Origin of the sequence: Fluviicola sp. (genome assembly GCF_039596395.1) — a bacterium.
Taxonomy (GTDB): domain Bacteria; phylum Bacteroidota; class Bacteroidia; order Flavobacteriales_D; family Crocinitomicaceae; genus Fluviicola.
Genome location: NZ_JBCNJT010000001.1, coordinates 222,509 through 238,431 on the forward strand (window position 1 = coordinate 222,509; position 15,923 = coordinate 238,431).

A 15,923-nucleotide genomic window follows, 5' to 3' on the forward strand; every position below is an offset into this window, starting at 1 on the left:
ATTACCACAAATGGACTCCTCCATTGTGACCGTGTTTTTGATGAACGAGCATATTTACCAATACCATTTTATACTTGTCTTTCAAATGGTGCCACGTCCATTTCGATTTTCTGTAATTGGTTACCTGGGATGCCTTTGCAGTGGCTCCGAACTTGGTTTTCGCCAATAAGTGATCCCCGATCGCGAAGTGCTGTGCCCGGTCTTTGGTGTTGATCGTTTTCCCTGCTTTGGATAATTCTACTTCGGTTCCGGGGTCTACCGGATTTGCCCATGCTGTGGGTACGCCATGAGTAGTACTAAAATCAATGCAGCCTTTATCGTCCGTTTTGTAGGCAACATCCTTGTAAGCGCCGTAACTTTTCGGACCGGAAACTACATTGGGTTTTCTAGCGAATTGTGTAATACTTTTTTCTTCAATGTACTGATCAATGGCCTTTTCATCTTCATGGTTTTCCAGACCCTGATGATCTGCCCAATTGACAGCTTCCTCATCCTCTTCAGAAACGTCTGAACTTTCTTCGGTTCCCCTGAAATCACCATCCAGAAATTTGTTGATGATTTCCTGCAAACGATCTTCGTACCCTCTGTTTTTAAGGAATAAGATCAGTGAATCCATGTCTTCAGAGGTTTTTAACCGGGTTTCAGACAAGACTTTTGAAATAGATCTCGTGATCGGTTTTTGCTGGATCACACCGCCGGATATCTGGGACGTACTTGTTTTGTAAGCCTGAAGGATGGTTCCTTCTTCTGCCTGGTTTTGCGCTTTCGGCTGAACCATTGAATCCTTCCCGGAATGGATATGTCGGTTAGTTATCTTCATATTGTTCCTTTAAACTTCGTCCTTTTAAACTTTTACTTTTCACATTTACCTTTTTACCATTTACCTTTTAAATTACCTCCACTTCACCTGAAGCCCTTTTTGCATCCAGCTGAATTTGATCGTCCGGAAATTCCAGGGGACATGATCCAGCAACATATCATAACCTTTCGCCTCAACGGTTAATAAAAAAGTATCTTCCAGTTCTTCCAACCTTCCTTCCCGGCGAAGAAATCCTTCCTGCAAACCGGCAATGGACGTGTTTGCCAAACGTCCCCAATTTTGCAGTACGCCTTCCAGCATTCCGTCCACCGTTTGTTTGTCTTCATCGGTCAAAACAGATATCCGGGGAATGGGAATCCCGGTTTTGAACCGGGTCAGGAGTTTATTCAGTTGCAGGGCATATTCGGGGAATTCCCCGTCGCCGAAAACTGCGTATTGTGTTAGGAAAATAGCTTTGATCTGTGCGTCGCGGTCCCTGAATTTTCCGTTCTCCGTGAGTTCCAGCATGCTAAACAATCGCGGGAGGAATGGAGCCAGGAGCACCAAACCTGCATTGTCTATAAACTGGACTTTTTTCCCGGTTTCTTCTTCAACTGCTTCTTCCGGCAACTCTTCTTCGTCCATAGCTTCCTCAGCCAGGGCTTCTTTTTGTGCAGCAATCAGTTCCGGATCTTTTTCGAGCAGGATGCTTAATTGCTTTAAAAGGATTCCGGGTTCATTCGGACTCATGAGTTCTTTTACCAACTGAACTTTTTGAGCACGTGTGAGACTCTTCTGGATGAGGTTCCAGACTTCAGCCATTAATTCGCGCTGACTGCGGTGTGTGGCGTTTTTGGAGAACCTGAAAATTGTTTGCAGCAAGAATTGGTTATTAATGCGCACGTTCCATTTGCGCTGGATAAAATCAACGATCCGTTTGGCAGCATCGAGGATCGGTGAAAGGAAATCCATCCACTCTAAATCCTGGGAAATTGCATTGATCATCGGCATGTTTTGCGCATTTTCAGTGAAATAGTGTACCAATAATTTCCTGTTTTCCAGTTGCTTTTTCGAATAGGATTTCAGCCTTTCTGTTCGGTAAGTGTCACCCGGTTCGATCTTCAACCGGATGGAAGACAGGGTCTTAAACAGGTTAAAAGGTAAGGAGAAATTTGAATTTCTGAAATCCAGGTAGAAATAATCGATCAATTGGTTTAAAGTGAGGTTGTAATGTGCTCCTGTTTTCTCTAAAATGCGCCGAACAATGTGTTCCTGGTTGAAAACCTGGCCTTGCACTTCTTCCAGTACGTCGAAGAGGAAACTCCATTTCAGCCGTTGAATGGAACCGATGGTACGGCCTTCTATTTTCGCATCTTTTCCGGAATGGTTCAGCACGTACATGAATGCAGATAGTTCAATGGCTTTGGAAGGAAGAATAATGGCCAGCAAACGGTGTCTTGCCGATTCTCCCAGGCGGTCCAGCAGCAATTCACGGAAAAGCAATGAACTTAATTTCGTTTTTAATTCCCGCAGCTGGTCCTTGCTCAGTTTCGTTCGTTTCTCCAGCAATTGAAGCTGAAAATTGATGGAATCGAAGGTCCTGGTTTGTTCGGATTTGGGTTTCCCCTGAACCAGTTCCAGGTAAAACTGTTGAATGATTTCCCGCAGCCCGTGGTGAATTTTCCACGTGCCGGTTTCGTTGTAGGCAAAGGTGATGATTTGCCAGATTTCAATGTTGTAGCGGGCGGAAAGCCGTTTGAAAACCTGCCAGACCAAATACTCCCGGTTAACTGCCGGACTTTTGGAAAGCGCCAGGATAGGAAGGATAACCTGCCACTTGAACAGCAGGAATTCACCGCTTGATTTTCCCTGCAGGGCTCCGCTTTGATGCTGTTTGTTTAAATGTTGTGCGTATTCGATCACGAACGTTGCATCTGAAGGAACGAGTAAACGCACCAGGTCGAAAATTTCCGTTTCGCGAAGTGGTTTGATGATCTGAAGCACGTTTTTTTCGTTCTCGAGTAAAACGCGTAATTGGTCCAACTCATTTTCATGCAGTTTGATTGCCCGCCCGGAAGCTTTCATTTCACGCAGGATGTGCGGCCATTCATCCGGTTTCTGCACGCGAAGCGCCATAAACGAGGTTGTTTCTTCCTGCTTCAGTTCATTCAGAATAAGCTGCAAACCCGAAGGAATAACACTTCCGAATCCTTTTTCCAATAAGAAAGTAAGCGTTTTCAGCAGTTCTCTGTAACTCACATTGATGTGCGAAGCCAGGTTCCCGATGGTTTCCCGGACAAACAATTTTTTATTGAACGTAGCGCTCTGGTTGCTCAGCAAATACCCGTAAACGACTTTCCAGATGACCACTCTTCGTTCTTCTTCCCGGATCGCTATGTTGGGAATTTCGGCATATTTGACCCGTAAAAAAGTGATATACGACCGGATGAACGAAAATTCAGACGGTGCAATGAGTTTTACGGTGTCGAACAAACTGGCATCTTCAAACTGGTAAATCATGCGGTGCTGCAAACTGGTGAAATGCCCGTAGGATTTCAGAAAAGAGCTCAATTCCTTGGTACGGTTTTTCAATACCTGCCGGAACAATTCCGTGATATTGCCAAAGCGTCTCGCCAGGTTCCAGTTCATGGTTCCGTGCAATAGAAACTGCTTCAGTGCTTCGAACTGATAATCCGCTTCTTCTAACCGTTTGTCTTCTTTTTTTGCAGGATAAAGGATCTCTTTCAACAAGCTTTCCTCCAGTTTTTCTTCCAGTATCCGCTCGAAATCCTGCTCAAAGTCTTCTTCCGGGATGTTTCCCAGGTCAATGTCCAGCCTGGAAATCTCGATTTCAAACCCGTATTGGTCGCAACGCATTAACACGCGATCGGCCACAGCCGTAATGTGCTTCTCGGCGAAAAGCTCAAAATCGCGGTACCAGTTCTGAACGAACGATTCGTTACTGGCAGTTACATGGAGCGATATGGACGAAATACCATTCATTGAATATCTATTTCTTTTCGTTCGATAGGATCTTTCGGTGTACTAACGGTTAAAAATGCGTTGATCGATTCCGAGAAATGAATGATTTTTTTGGTGTCCCTCACGGCCAAAGCTTCACGCCATTTGTAATAGATTTGTTCGAAATCGTAAATATGGTCCGGTTTTACCTGGTATAATTTAATGCTCAAATGTGCCGGCAAACGTTCGCGCAGCAATTGCTTGAGGCGTTCTTTCATTTCGGTGTTCTCAAACCGGTTGGAAGCAATGATGGATAAGGTGTTTCCTTCATCCCGGTGTCTTTTCGGATGCATAAATTGCAGCAAGCGGTGTTCAACCAGGTAAAACAAATGTCTTTCCGGGTTCAGAAAGCGTACAAATGCCCAGAAACGGTTGGCCGAACGGATCAAATGATCACGCGTTTTGTAAGTTCCCAGGATCATCCATTCTTCTTTGCCGGGGTAGCGGAATACCAAAATCCAGCGACTGTTTTCGCTTAGTTGGATCATGCGGTAATTCCCTGCATTTGCACCCACTTCCAGGAAACTTTCAAATATGGCATTTCTGCGAATCAGGTTGATCTCTGTTTGCAGCGAAGCGAAATACTCTTCTTTCCAGTCCATTTCGTGGGCCGGGATATTTTGAGGTGTTTCATTAAAGATCGGGTCGTAGAATACGCCTGAAATCGGGGCAATGTCCAGGTATACTTCGTATTGGTCAAAGAACACGGAATCGGGAAGAAGTTCCAGGTCGTGTTTTTTGAGCAGGTCGCGTACCGGTATCTCGGATTGGATTTTACTGCCGTGAAGCAGCGAGAACAATTCTTTGAACACGATGTTGCTTTCGGTCGGTTTTAATTTATTGAAAGAACGGAAACGGTTCCTGTTTAGTTCCGGTAGTTCTTCCGTAAGTGCAGCCCGGTAATTCAGCCGCGATTTCGGAGGCTGGAAATCCAGGAAGAATTGGTCCGTATCTTCTCCGTACAAGGTGTCCAGGATATCCAGGAACCCGGATTTTTTCTTCTGGATAGCGGCAGTTGTATGCAATTGATTATTCTTGTTGAACTTTTCTTTATCTACCACATCTTTGACATCCGGAATGGAAATCAAAGGAACGGTCCCGGAAGGTGGAGGAGCCGTAAAGCTGATTAATTGCGGAGTGCTCTGGATTTGTTCGGTGACATCAGCCATCAGGAAATCCATCATCAGCAAATAGCCTTTCAATTGCCGCACGTGGGCGATATTCCGGTTGTTGGCTTCCAGCGGAAGTCCGCGGTGGCCAATGCCGTATACATCCGGAAAATCCAACTGGAAAGAATGGTAATCGTGAATTTTGATCGGGCCATCGGCGTTGTCCAGGTCGTAGGTTTTCTCAATCTGAATAGGCTGTTCTTCCGGTTCTTTTTTTCGCTTTCCAATGACTTTGGTGAGGATTTGAATGTCCTCCCAGCGCAGGTCTTCACAAAGGTTCCGGTTGGCATGATACAGTTTGAAGACTTCTTCTTTGATGTGTTCTTCGCTGGTAATGGCAGTTTTGCTAAGCGATACGGAAGCTTTAACGGTGTAAAACCCATCTGAAAATTCGACCAGGCAGCTTTCAAGGATTTTGGCATTTTTCAATACCTTTTTGTTGTTCTCGATCACTTCGATGGGCATCACTACTCCGTCCAGAAACAGTTTTTCATAATCTTCCGTGGTAACGATAGACGGGGAGAAAATGAGATCTGCCGGTAAAATCCCCTTACTTGCATAGTCCGCTGTGTCCGGACCCAGGAATGAACGGAAGGGAAGTTCCAGCTTGTACTGAAGTTCGAACAGGGCATAATTCATGTTGTCCGAAATGGTCACACCGGGATCATGGATGTTGAAATCAGTCCATACATCACCGCTTAATTCCTGCAGGCGTTCCAGTGTTTTTTCCTGGAGTTCCTGGTAAAAATTGTCCGTACGTTCGCGTTTTCGGATAAACATAGCCTATTGATTTTCCAGTAAAGGGTTATCCCAAAGTGAAGTAATGGATCCGCGGATCAGGATGTCGTTTGCAAGCATGAAGCGCGTTCTTACCTGTAGTTTACAGGCACGGTCACTTTTGGATTTCACCCAGCGGATCAGTAATTTATTTCCAAAAATCCCATAGTGGGACCTTACTTTTCGAATGCGTGGTTTTGCCCCGAAACAGTGGGTGGCATGAGCGATCAGAACGGCATGTTTCCCCGTGCGGCGTTTTCCCATCACACAAATCACTTCCAGCGCGTGTATTCCTTCCAGGTAATCGGTCAGATCCTGCCATTTTCCGTTGGCAACCATGTGTTTGGTAACTGTTCTGCCGGCTCGCTGTTCGGTGTGCAATGTTCCTTTGATGGTCGTTCCGGAGCCTTCTTTCCCGATCTCAATTTCCCCGTTTTGTTTCAATAGGATCGCTTGACCTTTTCCGGTATCGTTGACATGGCTGATCTTGAGGTCGTTATTCAATATGTCGAATTCCCATTTTCCGCCCATGTCATCCGTCATGTTCTGTAGAAAGGTCATAACGGTTCCTTCCTGCTCGGAAATAGGAGCAAGCTTAATTCCGGACTGTGCATCTTTCGAAAAACCATCGTCCAGGATATTAACGGTCGAATCAATTAAGTTCTTAAAATCATCAGCAGACGGACGTTGTCCCTTACTAAAACCCTCAATGAGTGTATTTCTGTTTCTGATAGCCATGATGCTGTTTTTTTACTCAAGGATAAATGTTTTCCCGATTTCCATATCGCCCAGGCCGTATGGATCGGCAGTGTCTCCTTTTTCTTCTACTTGTATAATGTGCGTTTCCGCCGGAACGAATAGTTTGTAAGGCTTGTCAGGGAATAAAACCTGTTCCTTATCCTCCTCTTTATATAAATGGTAATAATTCCGTTTGCCGGTTTCGGTATTGTCCTGTGATACACGGATAACCGCAAAATAATCGATTGCAGCTACGTAGTCAATTTCTTTGATCGCATTGTAAATCCGGGATACGTGAAGTGGTTCGCCGAATTTCGGAAGGGTATCTTTCGCTTGCCACGGGGCAATAAAATTGTCGCAAATTTCCTGGATCGCTTCCAGGGAAACAACCTGGTTCCGGTCCACCAAACGGATGACGCATTTCACCTGGATTTCTTCGTAAACCGGGTTGATCACATCCACGGTCACGTTTTTCGAGGCGCGGTCGCTTAAAAAATCTTCAATGTTCGTAAGCAAACCGGAAGGAACCATCGGTTTGGAATTATCCATGGTTTTCAGTTTGTTTTGAGGAATGACTACGACCGTCACCACGCCTTGTTTGTCGTTTTTAATGTTCGTATTCGGAAGGCAAAGCACTTTCCCGATATCGGAGAATTCCTGCAGTGTCAGTAACTCAAAGTCACGTGGTGTTACAGCCCGTCCGCGGTGTGTTACATATTCAGAAACACGTACCTGCATGCTTTTCAGGTCTTCCATTTCCTGGCCGTCATAGAACGAGGTGATTTGCTCAATACTCGTAATCCCGGGAAGTTTTTTCTCCGGTTCAAGCGGACCGCTGGAGTTCTTGAACGATTGCATTTTTTCTACCGAAGCATCATCCGTTTCAAGGACCACCAAACCGGCATTGTTGTAAACAGCGCGGATTTCCGGAACAAATTCGTGATTCTTCACAAAACCGGTACGGATCCACAGAATCCCGTCTTTGTCGTATAAATTTGGCGGAATGTGCAGTGGAAAGTGGTAGACGAGGTTTCCGCTGATAGTCATTTGTTTGGTATCGTCTTTCAAGATGAAACCGCGCGGAATTTCTTCCCAGTAATACCCGTCTCCCCAATACATCACAATTTTGGGAATATCATCAATGGTCATTTCATTGCTGATTGCTTCAAATACAATGAATGTTGAAAAGGTTTCTCCTCCTTTTACGTTTTTGAATCCCATGAGAAGACTGGCATCCGTTTCCTGTGAGAAAACAAAAGGAATCCCGGTATTGGTACTGGAATCCAGTGAAGAAACCACTCCGAACGGGTGAAGCTGGTCCACAATGACATTGCTGTTGCGCGTGTTTTTGCGCAGGTCAATGATGTCTTCCGACTTGTAATTCAAAGTCATGTTCTCTACATGTGGAAAAATAGGAGGAAGCAGCGGCGGAAGCCTTTTTTTTCGCCATTTCTTCATCATCATGCGTTCCGTAAACAGGTCGCGGTATTCCTGGTTCCCGAATCCCATTTCCGGTTCTTCCAATGTCAACTTCACAAAACCGGTGCGGGTTTTAATGGTGTATTTATAAGCTTCTTCCGAAAGTTCGAACGGAACCATTTTCTTCACGGATATTTTCTTGAAATCGCTTTCATCCGCTACCGGTTTATCCATTTTTGCAGTGGTCGGATCTTCCGACTCAGCATCCCGGAAAAGGGTGAATTTGTTTTTCCAGGTAGTCGGGAACCAGCTGTTGTCACTTAAGTAACGTGTTCGTACTTTGAAGCTGTCGTTATCAATATTCCCGGGGTAAGCCGCATAATGTCCTTTCATCCCTTTCGGATGCAGGGGAAGCTGGTTCCACTTGATGCAAACATCGATGCTGCTGGTGTTCTTAATGGCCATTTCGTAGTTTCCGATCACCATCCAGGTTCCGGCGGAAGTATTGATCCCGAAAGGTGGGAAGGATTTCGTATTATCGATCTTGCCCAATTCGTTGTAAACCTGCAGATCGTTGATCCCTTCTACTTTGGTGCGGATCAGGATGCGCTGAATGGATAATTGATGGATCCACGAAAACGGGTAGAGCCAGGCATCGAAATTCAGGCGGATCTGGATAGCCGGGAATTCGGATACAAACCCATGCACTTCTTCCGTGCAGCCGGAGGTAGATGGAAAATCTTCCGGAAGCAATAGTTTCAGGATCAAACGGTTGCGGGTTGTGTCTTTTTTGACTTCGAAAACGGTGACGTTTGTCCAGCCGGTCGGCGTACTGATCGTAATGTAGAACAGGTTATTGAAAATGTTGGAGCGAATGGTTTGACGAACCCTTCTGACCCGGCTCATTTCCTGCTTGTCCAGTTTCATTTTGAGTAACTCTTCACGCGTAAACAGCAGTTTGTCTCCTTTCAAATGGCTGAGCTTGAGTTTGGACAACTCGTGTTTGAGCCATCTCAACCGTTCTATGACTTTCGGATCGTGGCTCTTTAGCTTTTCCAATTGGTGTTTCTCGTACCTGAATTTCTCGATTTTCATTTTGAGCAATTCCAGTTTTACGAGTTTCGGTTCAATCGATTGAAGGGTTTTAAGCCATTCCCTGTTTTCCGCCTCGAAATAAATATTCACCACGCGTTTTCCTTCCCGCAAAACCAGTGAAGGAGCTGCAATCCGTATCCCGATAGCGCGCGTTTCAAGTGAGAACTCATTGTCGAAAAGCAGTTTTCTTTCCGCTACCGGTTTATCGTGCAACAGGTTGCGGGTTTTGATTGCCGTTACGAAATTCAGGTTTGCAGCAGGGTAGTGGTACGGATTCCGTTCAAAGCAAACCGTGTAAGCACCGATCGCTTCAATATCGTGGATAGTTACTTCGTCTTCCAGGCGGTAAGTCAATACATTTTGGTTTGCATTCTTGCGGTTGAACCCGGTATTTTTTTCGATGGTAATGGTTCCCGGAGTGGCTTTGTCAAACGCCAGCCAGACACGGTCTCCTTTCACGGAAAGCGGGCTTACCTTCAGGTATTCCGTCAGGTACCAATTGGGAAAATCGTTCCAGCGGGAATTGTACTTTTCGATGACCTTTTGCAGGTTTTCCACAAAAGCCAGGAGCAGCGCCTGGGAGGGTTCCATTTTCCCGATGGCTTCGTGTGAATGCTTCATATGAATGCTTTTCAGCAAGGCTTTCAATTCCCCCAGGAAAGCATCGAAGTATTCATTGGAAACGTTTTGTTCGTTGTAAAAATGGATCCATTTGGCAATTTTGATCAGTTTTTCGAGCAGCACAGCTTTGTCGTTGTCCAGCATCTTGAAAGTGCCGGGAACGCGCAAGCGATCTAAACGATCTTTTCTGCTATGTCCGTCTCTTGATTCCAAATACTAAAAGTTCAAGTGTTCAAAAGTTTAAATGTTCAAAAGTTGCTTTTCCCGAAACTCAGTCACCTTGTTTAAAAGGCCATTGAGCAGAGCGAAATGCCGTTTCAATATCAAATAATTCGCAATTAGGCATTCGTAATTCGTAATTAAAGTTGTGTTCCTTCCAAAAAGTAGAACGGATAAACCATACTGCTTCTGCTGTTTGTTTGCCGGATCGTAAATTCCACTTTGATCCACAGGATTCCTTCCAGCGCGTCGCGTATTTCCACATCCACCGAATCCGTAATAATGCGCGGTTCACCTTCCCGGATGGCTTGCTCAATGATGTCGATGATCATGGTACGCTCCGAAAGATCGATTTTCGAAAACACCCATTTATCAATCGGGCAGCCGTAGTTGTAGCGAAAAACACGCTCTCCTGGAATCGTTGAAAACAAGATCCGCAGGCTTTCACAAATATCTTCTTCGTCGGAAACCAGGTGCACGCCGAGTTGATTGAATCGCACGGGAAAGGCCCAGCCGGTTCCTAAATAGGTTTTATCGTTCATCTTATCCTCCGATTAATACTGTTGGACATCCCAATACAATTGCTCCGCCGTGCGCGCAGGTATCTCCCATCCGGGCAGCCGGTTTGTTGCCGATCATGACCGTGGCGGAACCTTTAACGATGCTGTCGGGCGGACCTACGCAAACGCACATGTCGCCCATCACCGCAGCCGGTAATCCGCCGATGAGAACGGTTGGTACTCCCGGGCCGCTGATCGGTCCTCCGACGTGTGGAACAGGAGGAACTCCCGGTGTCACCATCGGACAGGTATGCATATCTGTTAGTCTGGCTGCTAAACTCATAGTCTCATTAATTAATCATTACAATGGCGCCTTTAACGGCTGTTTGACCTGCTGCGGACAATTCGGCCGAGGCATTTCCTTTCGCTGTGAAACTGGCGTCTGCTGTCAGCTCCACGTTTGTTCCTTTTACGGTTGCATTCACTCCGGCTTTCACACTGGCGTTTGTTCCGGCATCTACTTTTACTTCTGTTCCGGCTTTAAGCGTAATTTCTTTCGCAGCCTGGATCAGGATTCCGCTATCGGAAAGCACGATCTTGTTCCCATTCTGGTCGGCAAGTGTCACGGATTTGTCCTTATCGCTCAGAACCATTTTATTGGTGCCGGGAGTGGTTACCGTTACCACTTTATTTTCATCGTCCATTTCCAGTTTGATCCCGTTTTTGGTCTGCATAAGCTGGATCGGGTTCTTTTTGTCGATTTGCAGCGGCGCCGGATTTGCCGAACTGTACAAACTTCCGAGAATGATCGGGTAAGTAGGATCGTTGTTCAGGAAACCCAATATGACTTCGTCGCCCACATTCGGGATGAAAAATGCCCCGAAACTGTTGCTGCTCCAGAAATTGCTCAAACGCGCCCAAACCAGGTTCTTATCGGTATTCAACAAGGGAATTTCCACTTGTATCCTGAATTCTTTGGCCGGATCTTCATCCAGTTTTTTCACGACACCGATGTGCAATCCTTCGATACCCGGGAGAAGCCCGGAAGCCGGCGGAGTAACGACATCCGTATTTTGTGTGGCCATTTCCGGATCAATTCCCATTCCGGCAGTGGTGATCCATTCACCGTCTTCAATAGAATGTTCCACAGATCCGATAAAAGCATCTCCGTTGAACCGTTTTCCCAATCCGTCGAGTGTGATCAGGCAACCCGGTACAGCGAGTGAACTTCCCTGGAAGCGGATTTCACCGCGAATGCGCGATAAACCGGCTTTGAGCGATTGTGCGTCGGCCCAGGTTTGAAGCTGGGAGGAATCCCCGTAGCTTTCTGTTTGCAGTTCCCAGCGATCTCCACCTACAGCTTCGGAAAGGTCGGAAGGAGTCTGATCACCCTGTTCGTTTAGCGACGGAGCCGCAGATGCCGCTTTGATCATGGCTTGTGTAGCAATGTCCCAGGCGTAGGCATCAACTCCCGGTGTTTGGTCGGCAGTCTGCAATTCTCCCCGGAATGAGATGAGGTCTTCGCCGTAAGTTACTTTGAGAACAGCTGCCGCGGAAACTTTGGGTTTGATGACACTGACCTTTTTTTGATCTGTAATGATGATCAAGCCGTTTGCGTCTGCCCGAGAACAAATGAAATCCCAATCGGAACAGTAGTATTGGACCATTTCCGGGTGGGAAACCGTTGTTGCGTCTACGTCGGCTGTAAGTCCGGGATAAGTACCCAGGATGGTTGAGATGATGTCGCTGTCTGTTTGCTGCGGGAAGTAATTATTCTTCCGCATGAGCGTAGACGGGAATACAAAATCGGCACACTCAATTTCCAGTGTTGCCGTATCGTCTTCCGGGATATCTACGTTGTGTGTAATTACGACTCCTTCGAACAAAATGTGCTCGTTGCTTTGATAACCGGCCTCAATGCGAATGGTAGTTCCCGGAGCAAACGTGTCATCGTCACTTTCCGGAATTTCTTTCATAGGCATGTTTCCGGCCTCAAAAACCAGTTTCGCCCGCCCAATGCGATTGACTTCCCGGCGGATCCAGATGGAAACCGTTTCAAAGCTGTCGCTGATCTTTTCACCTTCGCTGTAGATGGTAAAAGTGACGAGTCCTTCGCTATTTTTTTCCGGAGATACGCTCATTTTCTTGCTAATGGTGGGAAGTGGATTTTTGTTCCCGGTTCAATATTTCTGAATTCGCTCAGGTTATTATAGGCTGCTATTTCGTGGCAAAACGAAGCGTCGCCGTAAATTTCATCGCAGTAGCGTGCAATGGTGTCTCCTGCGCGGAAGGTAATGATCCTCGAAAGGTCCGGCGAGTTCATTTGCGTGGTGTCTTTGTCGAAATAACCGGCAAATGAAAAGGATACTTTTACCCGCAAGGGTGTTCCGTCGGGAGCGAATAAACTGTAATCGTAATTGATACTTTCTACTCTTCCGCGGAATATGAATGTTCCCCAGATTACTTTGGTGTAACTTGGTTCGTGACTTTCCGAATTGATGCGGTAGATCGCTTTTTCGAGTTGATTGATACGGTCTTTGATCTTTCCGGTTTTACTTGGAATGATTCCCGTATCGTCCATCAACACTTCGAATGAAAGACTGTCAAGTGCCTGGGAACGGAATTTGCGCAGGTTTGCAACTCCCTGTGCTTCTCCGTTTTGAGAATAGTTCAGGCGTTTTCCCAATTTCATCGTTGCAGGGTTCACCTGTGTAGTGAAGTCACTGCTCTTCTTCGATTCGGAATAACTCTGGTTCTCATACCCGATGATTTTCAACTTGACCAATTCGCCCATTACCGATCTCCTTTCTTCATGCGTTGTTTGCGTAATGTATCCTGAACCTCTCTCAAAATGTCTTTTTTGAGTTTGGCGACTTTTAGATCCAAATCTCCCGTTGAGCCTGCTTTTCGCTCAATGGTTGTCCGGATACTGATTTCTTTAATGATAATTGACATAGATCTAAGAACGTTTCAGGGTTGTGTATGCAAATTCGATCGTTTCAATTAAAATGCTGTTGGATTGTGAATCCAGGTTTGCCACCTGCCATTTCACCGGGTATGCTCTCGAGCAGGTCCAGGTATAAACAGGAGTGCCATCCTGTCCAAGCAAATTCACCACAATATCTCTCGGAACAATAGTCTGCGAAAAATCGCCCTCCAGTATTTTTTTGATCCAGACCACATCGTTCCTGTTAATCGGGTTCAATGCTCTTTTCAATTGCAGGTTACCATGCTTCACTTGCTTGGGAAGGAGGTATGTAAATTCATTCACACCTCCTTCTTTCACGCTTTCTGTTTCTATTTCAGCTGATAATCCGGTTACTTCTTTAAACGCAAACTCTTCATTCCCGATTTTTACCTGGAAATAAAAAGCTACCGGAAGTTCCCATTTTGACTTGGCCATAGAATGTGATTAATTATTAGCTGTTGGCAATTGTTAATCCTTCGTGAGCAATCTCAACTGTTTCTACAGCTACCTCATTACCATCCGATTTCATATCCGTCCCGGTAATTTTTGTCGGCCATGCATTGTTCAAAGTCCAGACCATTGTTGGTGCTCCGGCTTCATCCAATAAACTGATCACAACTGTTTGACGCTCGATCGTATTCATCTTGATTTTGTTGAACCAATCCCAGAATCCGTTGTCTTTCACGAACACACCTTTTTTCAGGGTCACATTTCCGGTCTTTTTAATTCCGGGCATTTTGATCGTTGAAAACTCTTTGCTGTTTCCGTGTCTGTACTCAATGATTTGAGCTTCGATGTCCAATCCGGATACTTCCTGGAAAGGAACTTCTTTGTCTCCTAATTTTACCTGGAAGTAAAACTTCGGTAGAGGCCATACATTATCTTGTTTTTCTCCTGCCATGATTTCTTTTTTTTAATTCTATGAATGTTCAAATGTTCAAATGTTCAAATGTTCAAATGTTCAAATGTTCAAATGTTCAAATTGAACCTTTTAGACCTTTGGAACTCTTTGAACTTTTTTGAGCCTGTTTGATCTTATTTATTTAGCTTTTCTGCATTTGTTGCTGGAACGTAATTTCAATAAACTCCGCTGGTCTTGAAATCGCTACCAGGATCGTAATTCGCATGATTCCTTCCAGGATATCTTCCGGTGTCATCGTGTCGCCAAGCCCGATATGTACGCTGAATGCGTCTTCCGGAACTGCTCCTGCCAAACCGCCTCTTTTCCAGATCCCGTTCAGGAAGTTGCTGATCATACTTTTCACGCTCACCCACGTATTGGCAACGTTCGGTTCGAAAACATATGCTTTAGCCGCATTTTTGATGGATTCTTCCAGCATAATCATGGTTCTGCGTACGTTGATGTATCTCCAGTCAAGGGAGTTTCCATCCAGGGTACGTGCTCCCCAAACTTTGATCCCGTCGCCTACGAAATAGCGGATCGCATTCACTGCTTTACCGTTCATCGGAACGTTCAGGTCTTCCTGGTCATTGAAAGAAATGCTTACTGTAGGGCTGATCACGTTTGCAACGCTGATGTTTGCAGGTGCTTTCCAAACTTCTTTGGTTCCGTCAACCAGCGTGTAAATTCCTGCCATAGCTGAAGCCGGTGGCAACAAGTTGATGATCAGTAACATTTCACGCATCAATTCACTGTAAACGGAAGAGTGGCGTGACAATACCTTGTGTGCAGTATCGATATCCAGTTCGAGTTTTTTGAAGTCATCCGATGTCGGATCGGACTCAAGCAATTCAAAGTATTTGTCTACGTTTGCTTTACTTACTTTTTCAATAAACTCCGTCAGTTTTCCTGCTTTGTCTTCAGCAGTAATTAACGCAGCAATTGCATCCGGATCACTAAAATTCTTGAAGGTAATGTCGTTGTCTGAAACAATAGATGTATTCAACCACGGATAATATACAGCTCCGTAATCCAGGAATTCGGTACCGATTTTTTCACGGAAGTTTTTGACATTCTCGCTTCTGGTATCTTTGAATCCGTCGAATACATCAAAAATAGCCACGCGGTTTCTCATTTCCCCGCCACAGTGAGACAATGTTTTCACCTGTACATTCGCACAACTGTCTACTGTGCTCAAATAAACAGCTTCCGGTACCAGGACCATGGTTGGTTCTTCTTCTTTTAAAAGCGTGTCAATCCCGTTTTTTAGTTTTTCTTCATCCAAACCCCCGGTATATCCTTCACCAACAGAGACAATGTAACATGGGCCACCTCCGTTTGCAAAGAAAAAACGCATTTGGTAATAGAAGTTATACTTATCACCTTCACGCTGTACCGTGTGCTTCACGCCGTTGAGTGACAACGTTGCAACTCCAAGCTGCTCTTCGCCGTCCTCACCGTCTTTGGCAGGAGTTGCGCTGAATTTTGGAACCGGAGCTCCACCGAAATACTGCATGAATTCAGCCAGGGAGCTGATCTTCCAGGGCTTCATTACTAAAGATTTGTTTCCGTCTTTCGCAAACTCTGTATAACCTATGAACGCAGGTACGGCAGTAGCAGCTTCGACAACAGAATTAGGGAACGCGTTCTTTTCAACGATGTATACCCCAGGTGTTTTCATTGTACTCATATTTGG

13 protein-coding genes are annotated in these 15,923 nt (G+C 45.4%); all 13 read right to left on the bottom strand.

The features are described from left to right. Position 1 precedes the first annotated feature (1 nt). Positions 2-820 carry an HNH endonuclease gene (locus ABDW02_RS00895; RefSeq protein WP_343631199.1) on the bottom strand — a complete coding sequence of 273 codons (819 nt, stop codon included), beginning with the start codon at positions 818-820 and terminating at the stop codon, positions 2-4. Between the two features lie 72 nt (positions 821-892). After that, complete coding sequence (locus tag ABDW02_RS00900; RefSeq protein WP_343631201.1) at positions 893-3,802, bottom strand: contractile injection system tape measure protein; 2,910 nt, start codon at positions 3,800-3,802, stop codon at positions 893-895. Next, complete coding sequence (locus tag ABDW02_RS00905; protein ID WP_343631204.1) at positions 3,799-5,769, bottom strand: hypothetical protein; 1,971 nt, start codon at positions 5,767-5,769, stop codon at positions 3,799-3,801. Before ABDW02_RS00905 ends, ABDW02_RS00900 begins: the two co-directional genes overlap by 4 nt. A 3-nt stretch (positions 5,770-5,772) precedes the next feature. After that, the gene (locus ABDW02_RS00910; protein ID WP_343631206.1) at positions 5,773-6,504 is read right to left on the bottom strand and encodes a hypothetical protein; all 732 of its coding nucleotides are present in this window, start codon (positions 6,502-6,504) and stop codon (positions 5,773-5,775) included. A 12-nt stretch (positions 6,505-6,516) separates the two neighbouring features. Next, positions 6,517-9,852: a hypothetical protein gene (locus tag ABDW02_RS00915; protein WP_343631208.1), complete on the bottom strand. Its 3,336-nt coding sequence runs from the start codon at positions 9,850-9,852 to the stop codon at positions 6,517-6,519. A 146-nt stretch (positions 9,853-9,998) separates the two neighbouring features. Beyond that, a complete protein-coding gene (locus ABDW02_RS00920) occupies positions 9,999-10,400 on the bottom strand; it encodes a GPW/gp25 family protein (RefSeq protein ID WP_343631210.1) in 402 nt (133 codons plus the stop codon). A 1-nt stretch (position 10,401) separates the two neighbouring features. Continuing rightward, positions 10,402-10,701: a PAAR domain-containing protein gene (locus tag ABDW02_RS00925; RefSeq protein ID WP_144333034.1), complete on the bottom strand. Its 300-nt coding sequence runs from the start codon at positions 10,699-10,701 to the stop codon at positions 10,402-10,404. Between the two features lie 7 nt (positions 10,702-10,708). After that, positions 10,709-12,499, bottom strand: coding sequence for a type VI secretion system tip protein VgrG (gene vgrG, locus ABDW02_RS00930; RefSeq protein ID WP_343631215.1), 1,791 nt, complete (start codon positions 12,497-12,499; stop codon positions 10,709-10,711). Then, positions 12,496-13,152 carry a hypothetical protein gene (locus tag ABDW02_RS00935; protein WP_343631217.1) on the bottom strand — a complete coding sequence of 219 codons (657 nt, stop codon included), beginning with the start codon at positions 13,150-13,152 and terminating at the stop codon, positions 12,496-12,498. Before ABDW02_RS00935 ends, vgrG begins: the two co-directional genes overlap by 4 nt. Next, entirely contained in the window at positions 13,152-13,313 is a 162-nt protein-coding gene (locus tag ABDW02_RS00940; protein WP_186280035.1) for a hypothetical protein, read from the bottom strand. Before ABDW02_RS00940 ends, ABDW02_RS00935 begins: the two co-directional genes overlap by 1 nt. 4 nt (positions 13,314-13,317) lie before the next feature. Continuing rightward, positions 13,318-13,761, bottom strand: coding sequence for a phage tail protein (locus ABDW02_RS00945; RefSeq protein ID WP_343631222.1), 444 nt, complete (start codon positions 13,759-13,761; stop codon positions 13,318-13,320). 16 nt (positions 13,762-13,777) lie between these two features. After that, positions 13,778-14,227: a phage tail protein gene (locus ABDW02_RS00950; RefSeq protein ID WP_343631224.1), complete on the bottom strand. Its 450-nt coding sequence runs from the start codon at positions 14,225-14,227 to the stop codon at positions 13,778-13,780. A 142-nt stretch (positions 14,228-14,369) separates the two neighbouring features. Beyond that, positions 14,370-15,908 carry a phage tail sheath C-terminal domain-containing protein gene (locus tag ABDW02_RS00955; protein ID WP_343631226.1) on the bottom strand — a complete coding sequence of 513 codons (1,539 nt, stop codon included), beginning with the start codon at positions 15,906-15,908 and terminating at the stop codon, positions 14,370-14,372. Positions 15,909-15,923 lie beyond the last annotated feature (15 nt).

Excerpts from the sequence above, each read along its gene's own strand:
- ABDW02_RS00895 (WP_343631199.1), bottom strand. The coding sequence starts at position 820 with ATGAAGATAACTAACCGACATATCCATTCCGGGAAGGATTCAATGGTT.
- ABDW02_RS00900 (WP_343631201.1), bottom strand. The coding sequence starts at position 3,802 with ATGAATGGTATTTCGTCCATATCGCTCCATGTAACTGCCAGTAACGAA.
- ABDW02_RS00905 (WP_343631204.1), bottom strand. The coding sequence starts at position 5,769 with ATGTTTATCCGAAAACGCGAACGTACGGACAATTTTTACCAGGAACTC.
- ABDW02_RS00910 (WP_343631206.1), bottom strand. The coding sequence starts at position 6,504 with ATGGCTATCAGAAACAGAAATACACTCATTGAGGGTTTTAGTAAGGGA.
- ABDW02_RS00920 (WP_343631210.1), bottom strand. The coding sequence starts at position 10,400 with ATGAACGATAAAACCTATTTAGGAACCGGCTGGGCCTTTCCCGTGCGA.
- ABDW02_RS00925 (WP_144333034.1), bottom strand. The coding sequence starts at position 10,701 with ATGAGTTTAGCAGCCAGACTAACAGATATGCATACCTGTCCGATGGTG.
- vgrG (WP_343631215.1), bottom strand. The coding sequence starts at position 12,499 with ATGAGCGTATCTCCGGAAAAAAATAGCGAAGGACTCGTCACTTTTACC.
- ABDW02_RS00935 (WP_343631217.1), bottom strand. The coding sequence starts at position 13,152 with ATGGGCGAATTGGTCAAGTTGAAAATCATCGGGTATGAGAACCAGAGT.
- ABDW02_RS00940 (WP_186280035.1), bottom strand. The coding sequence starts at position 13,313 with ATGTCAATTATCATTAAAGAAATCAGTATCCGGACAACCATTGAGCGA.
- ABDW02_RS00945 (WP_343631222.1), bottom strand. The coding sequence starts at position 13,761 with ATGGCCAAGTCAAAATGGGAACTTCCGGTAGCTTTTTATTTCCAGGTA.
- ABDW02_RS00950 (WP_343631224.1), bottom strand. The coding sequence starts at position 14,227 with ATGGCAGGAGAAAAACAAGATAATGTATGGCCTCTACCGAAGTTTTAC.
- ABDW02_RS00955 (WP_343631226.1), bottom strand. The coding sequence starts at position 15,908 with ATGAAAACACCTGGGGTATACATCGTTGAAAAGAACGCGTTCCCTAAT.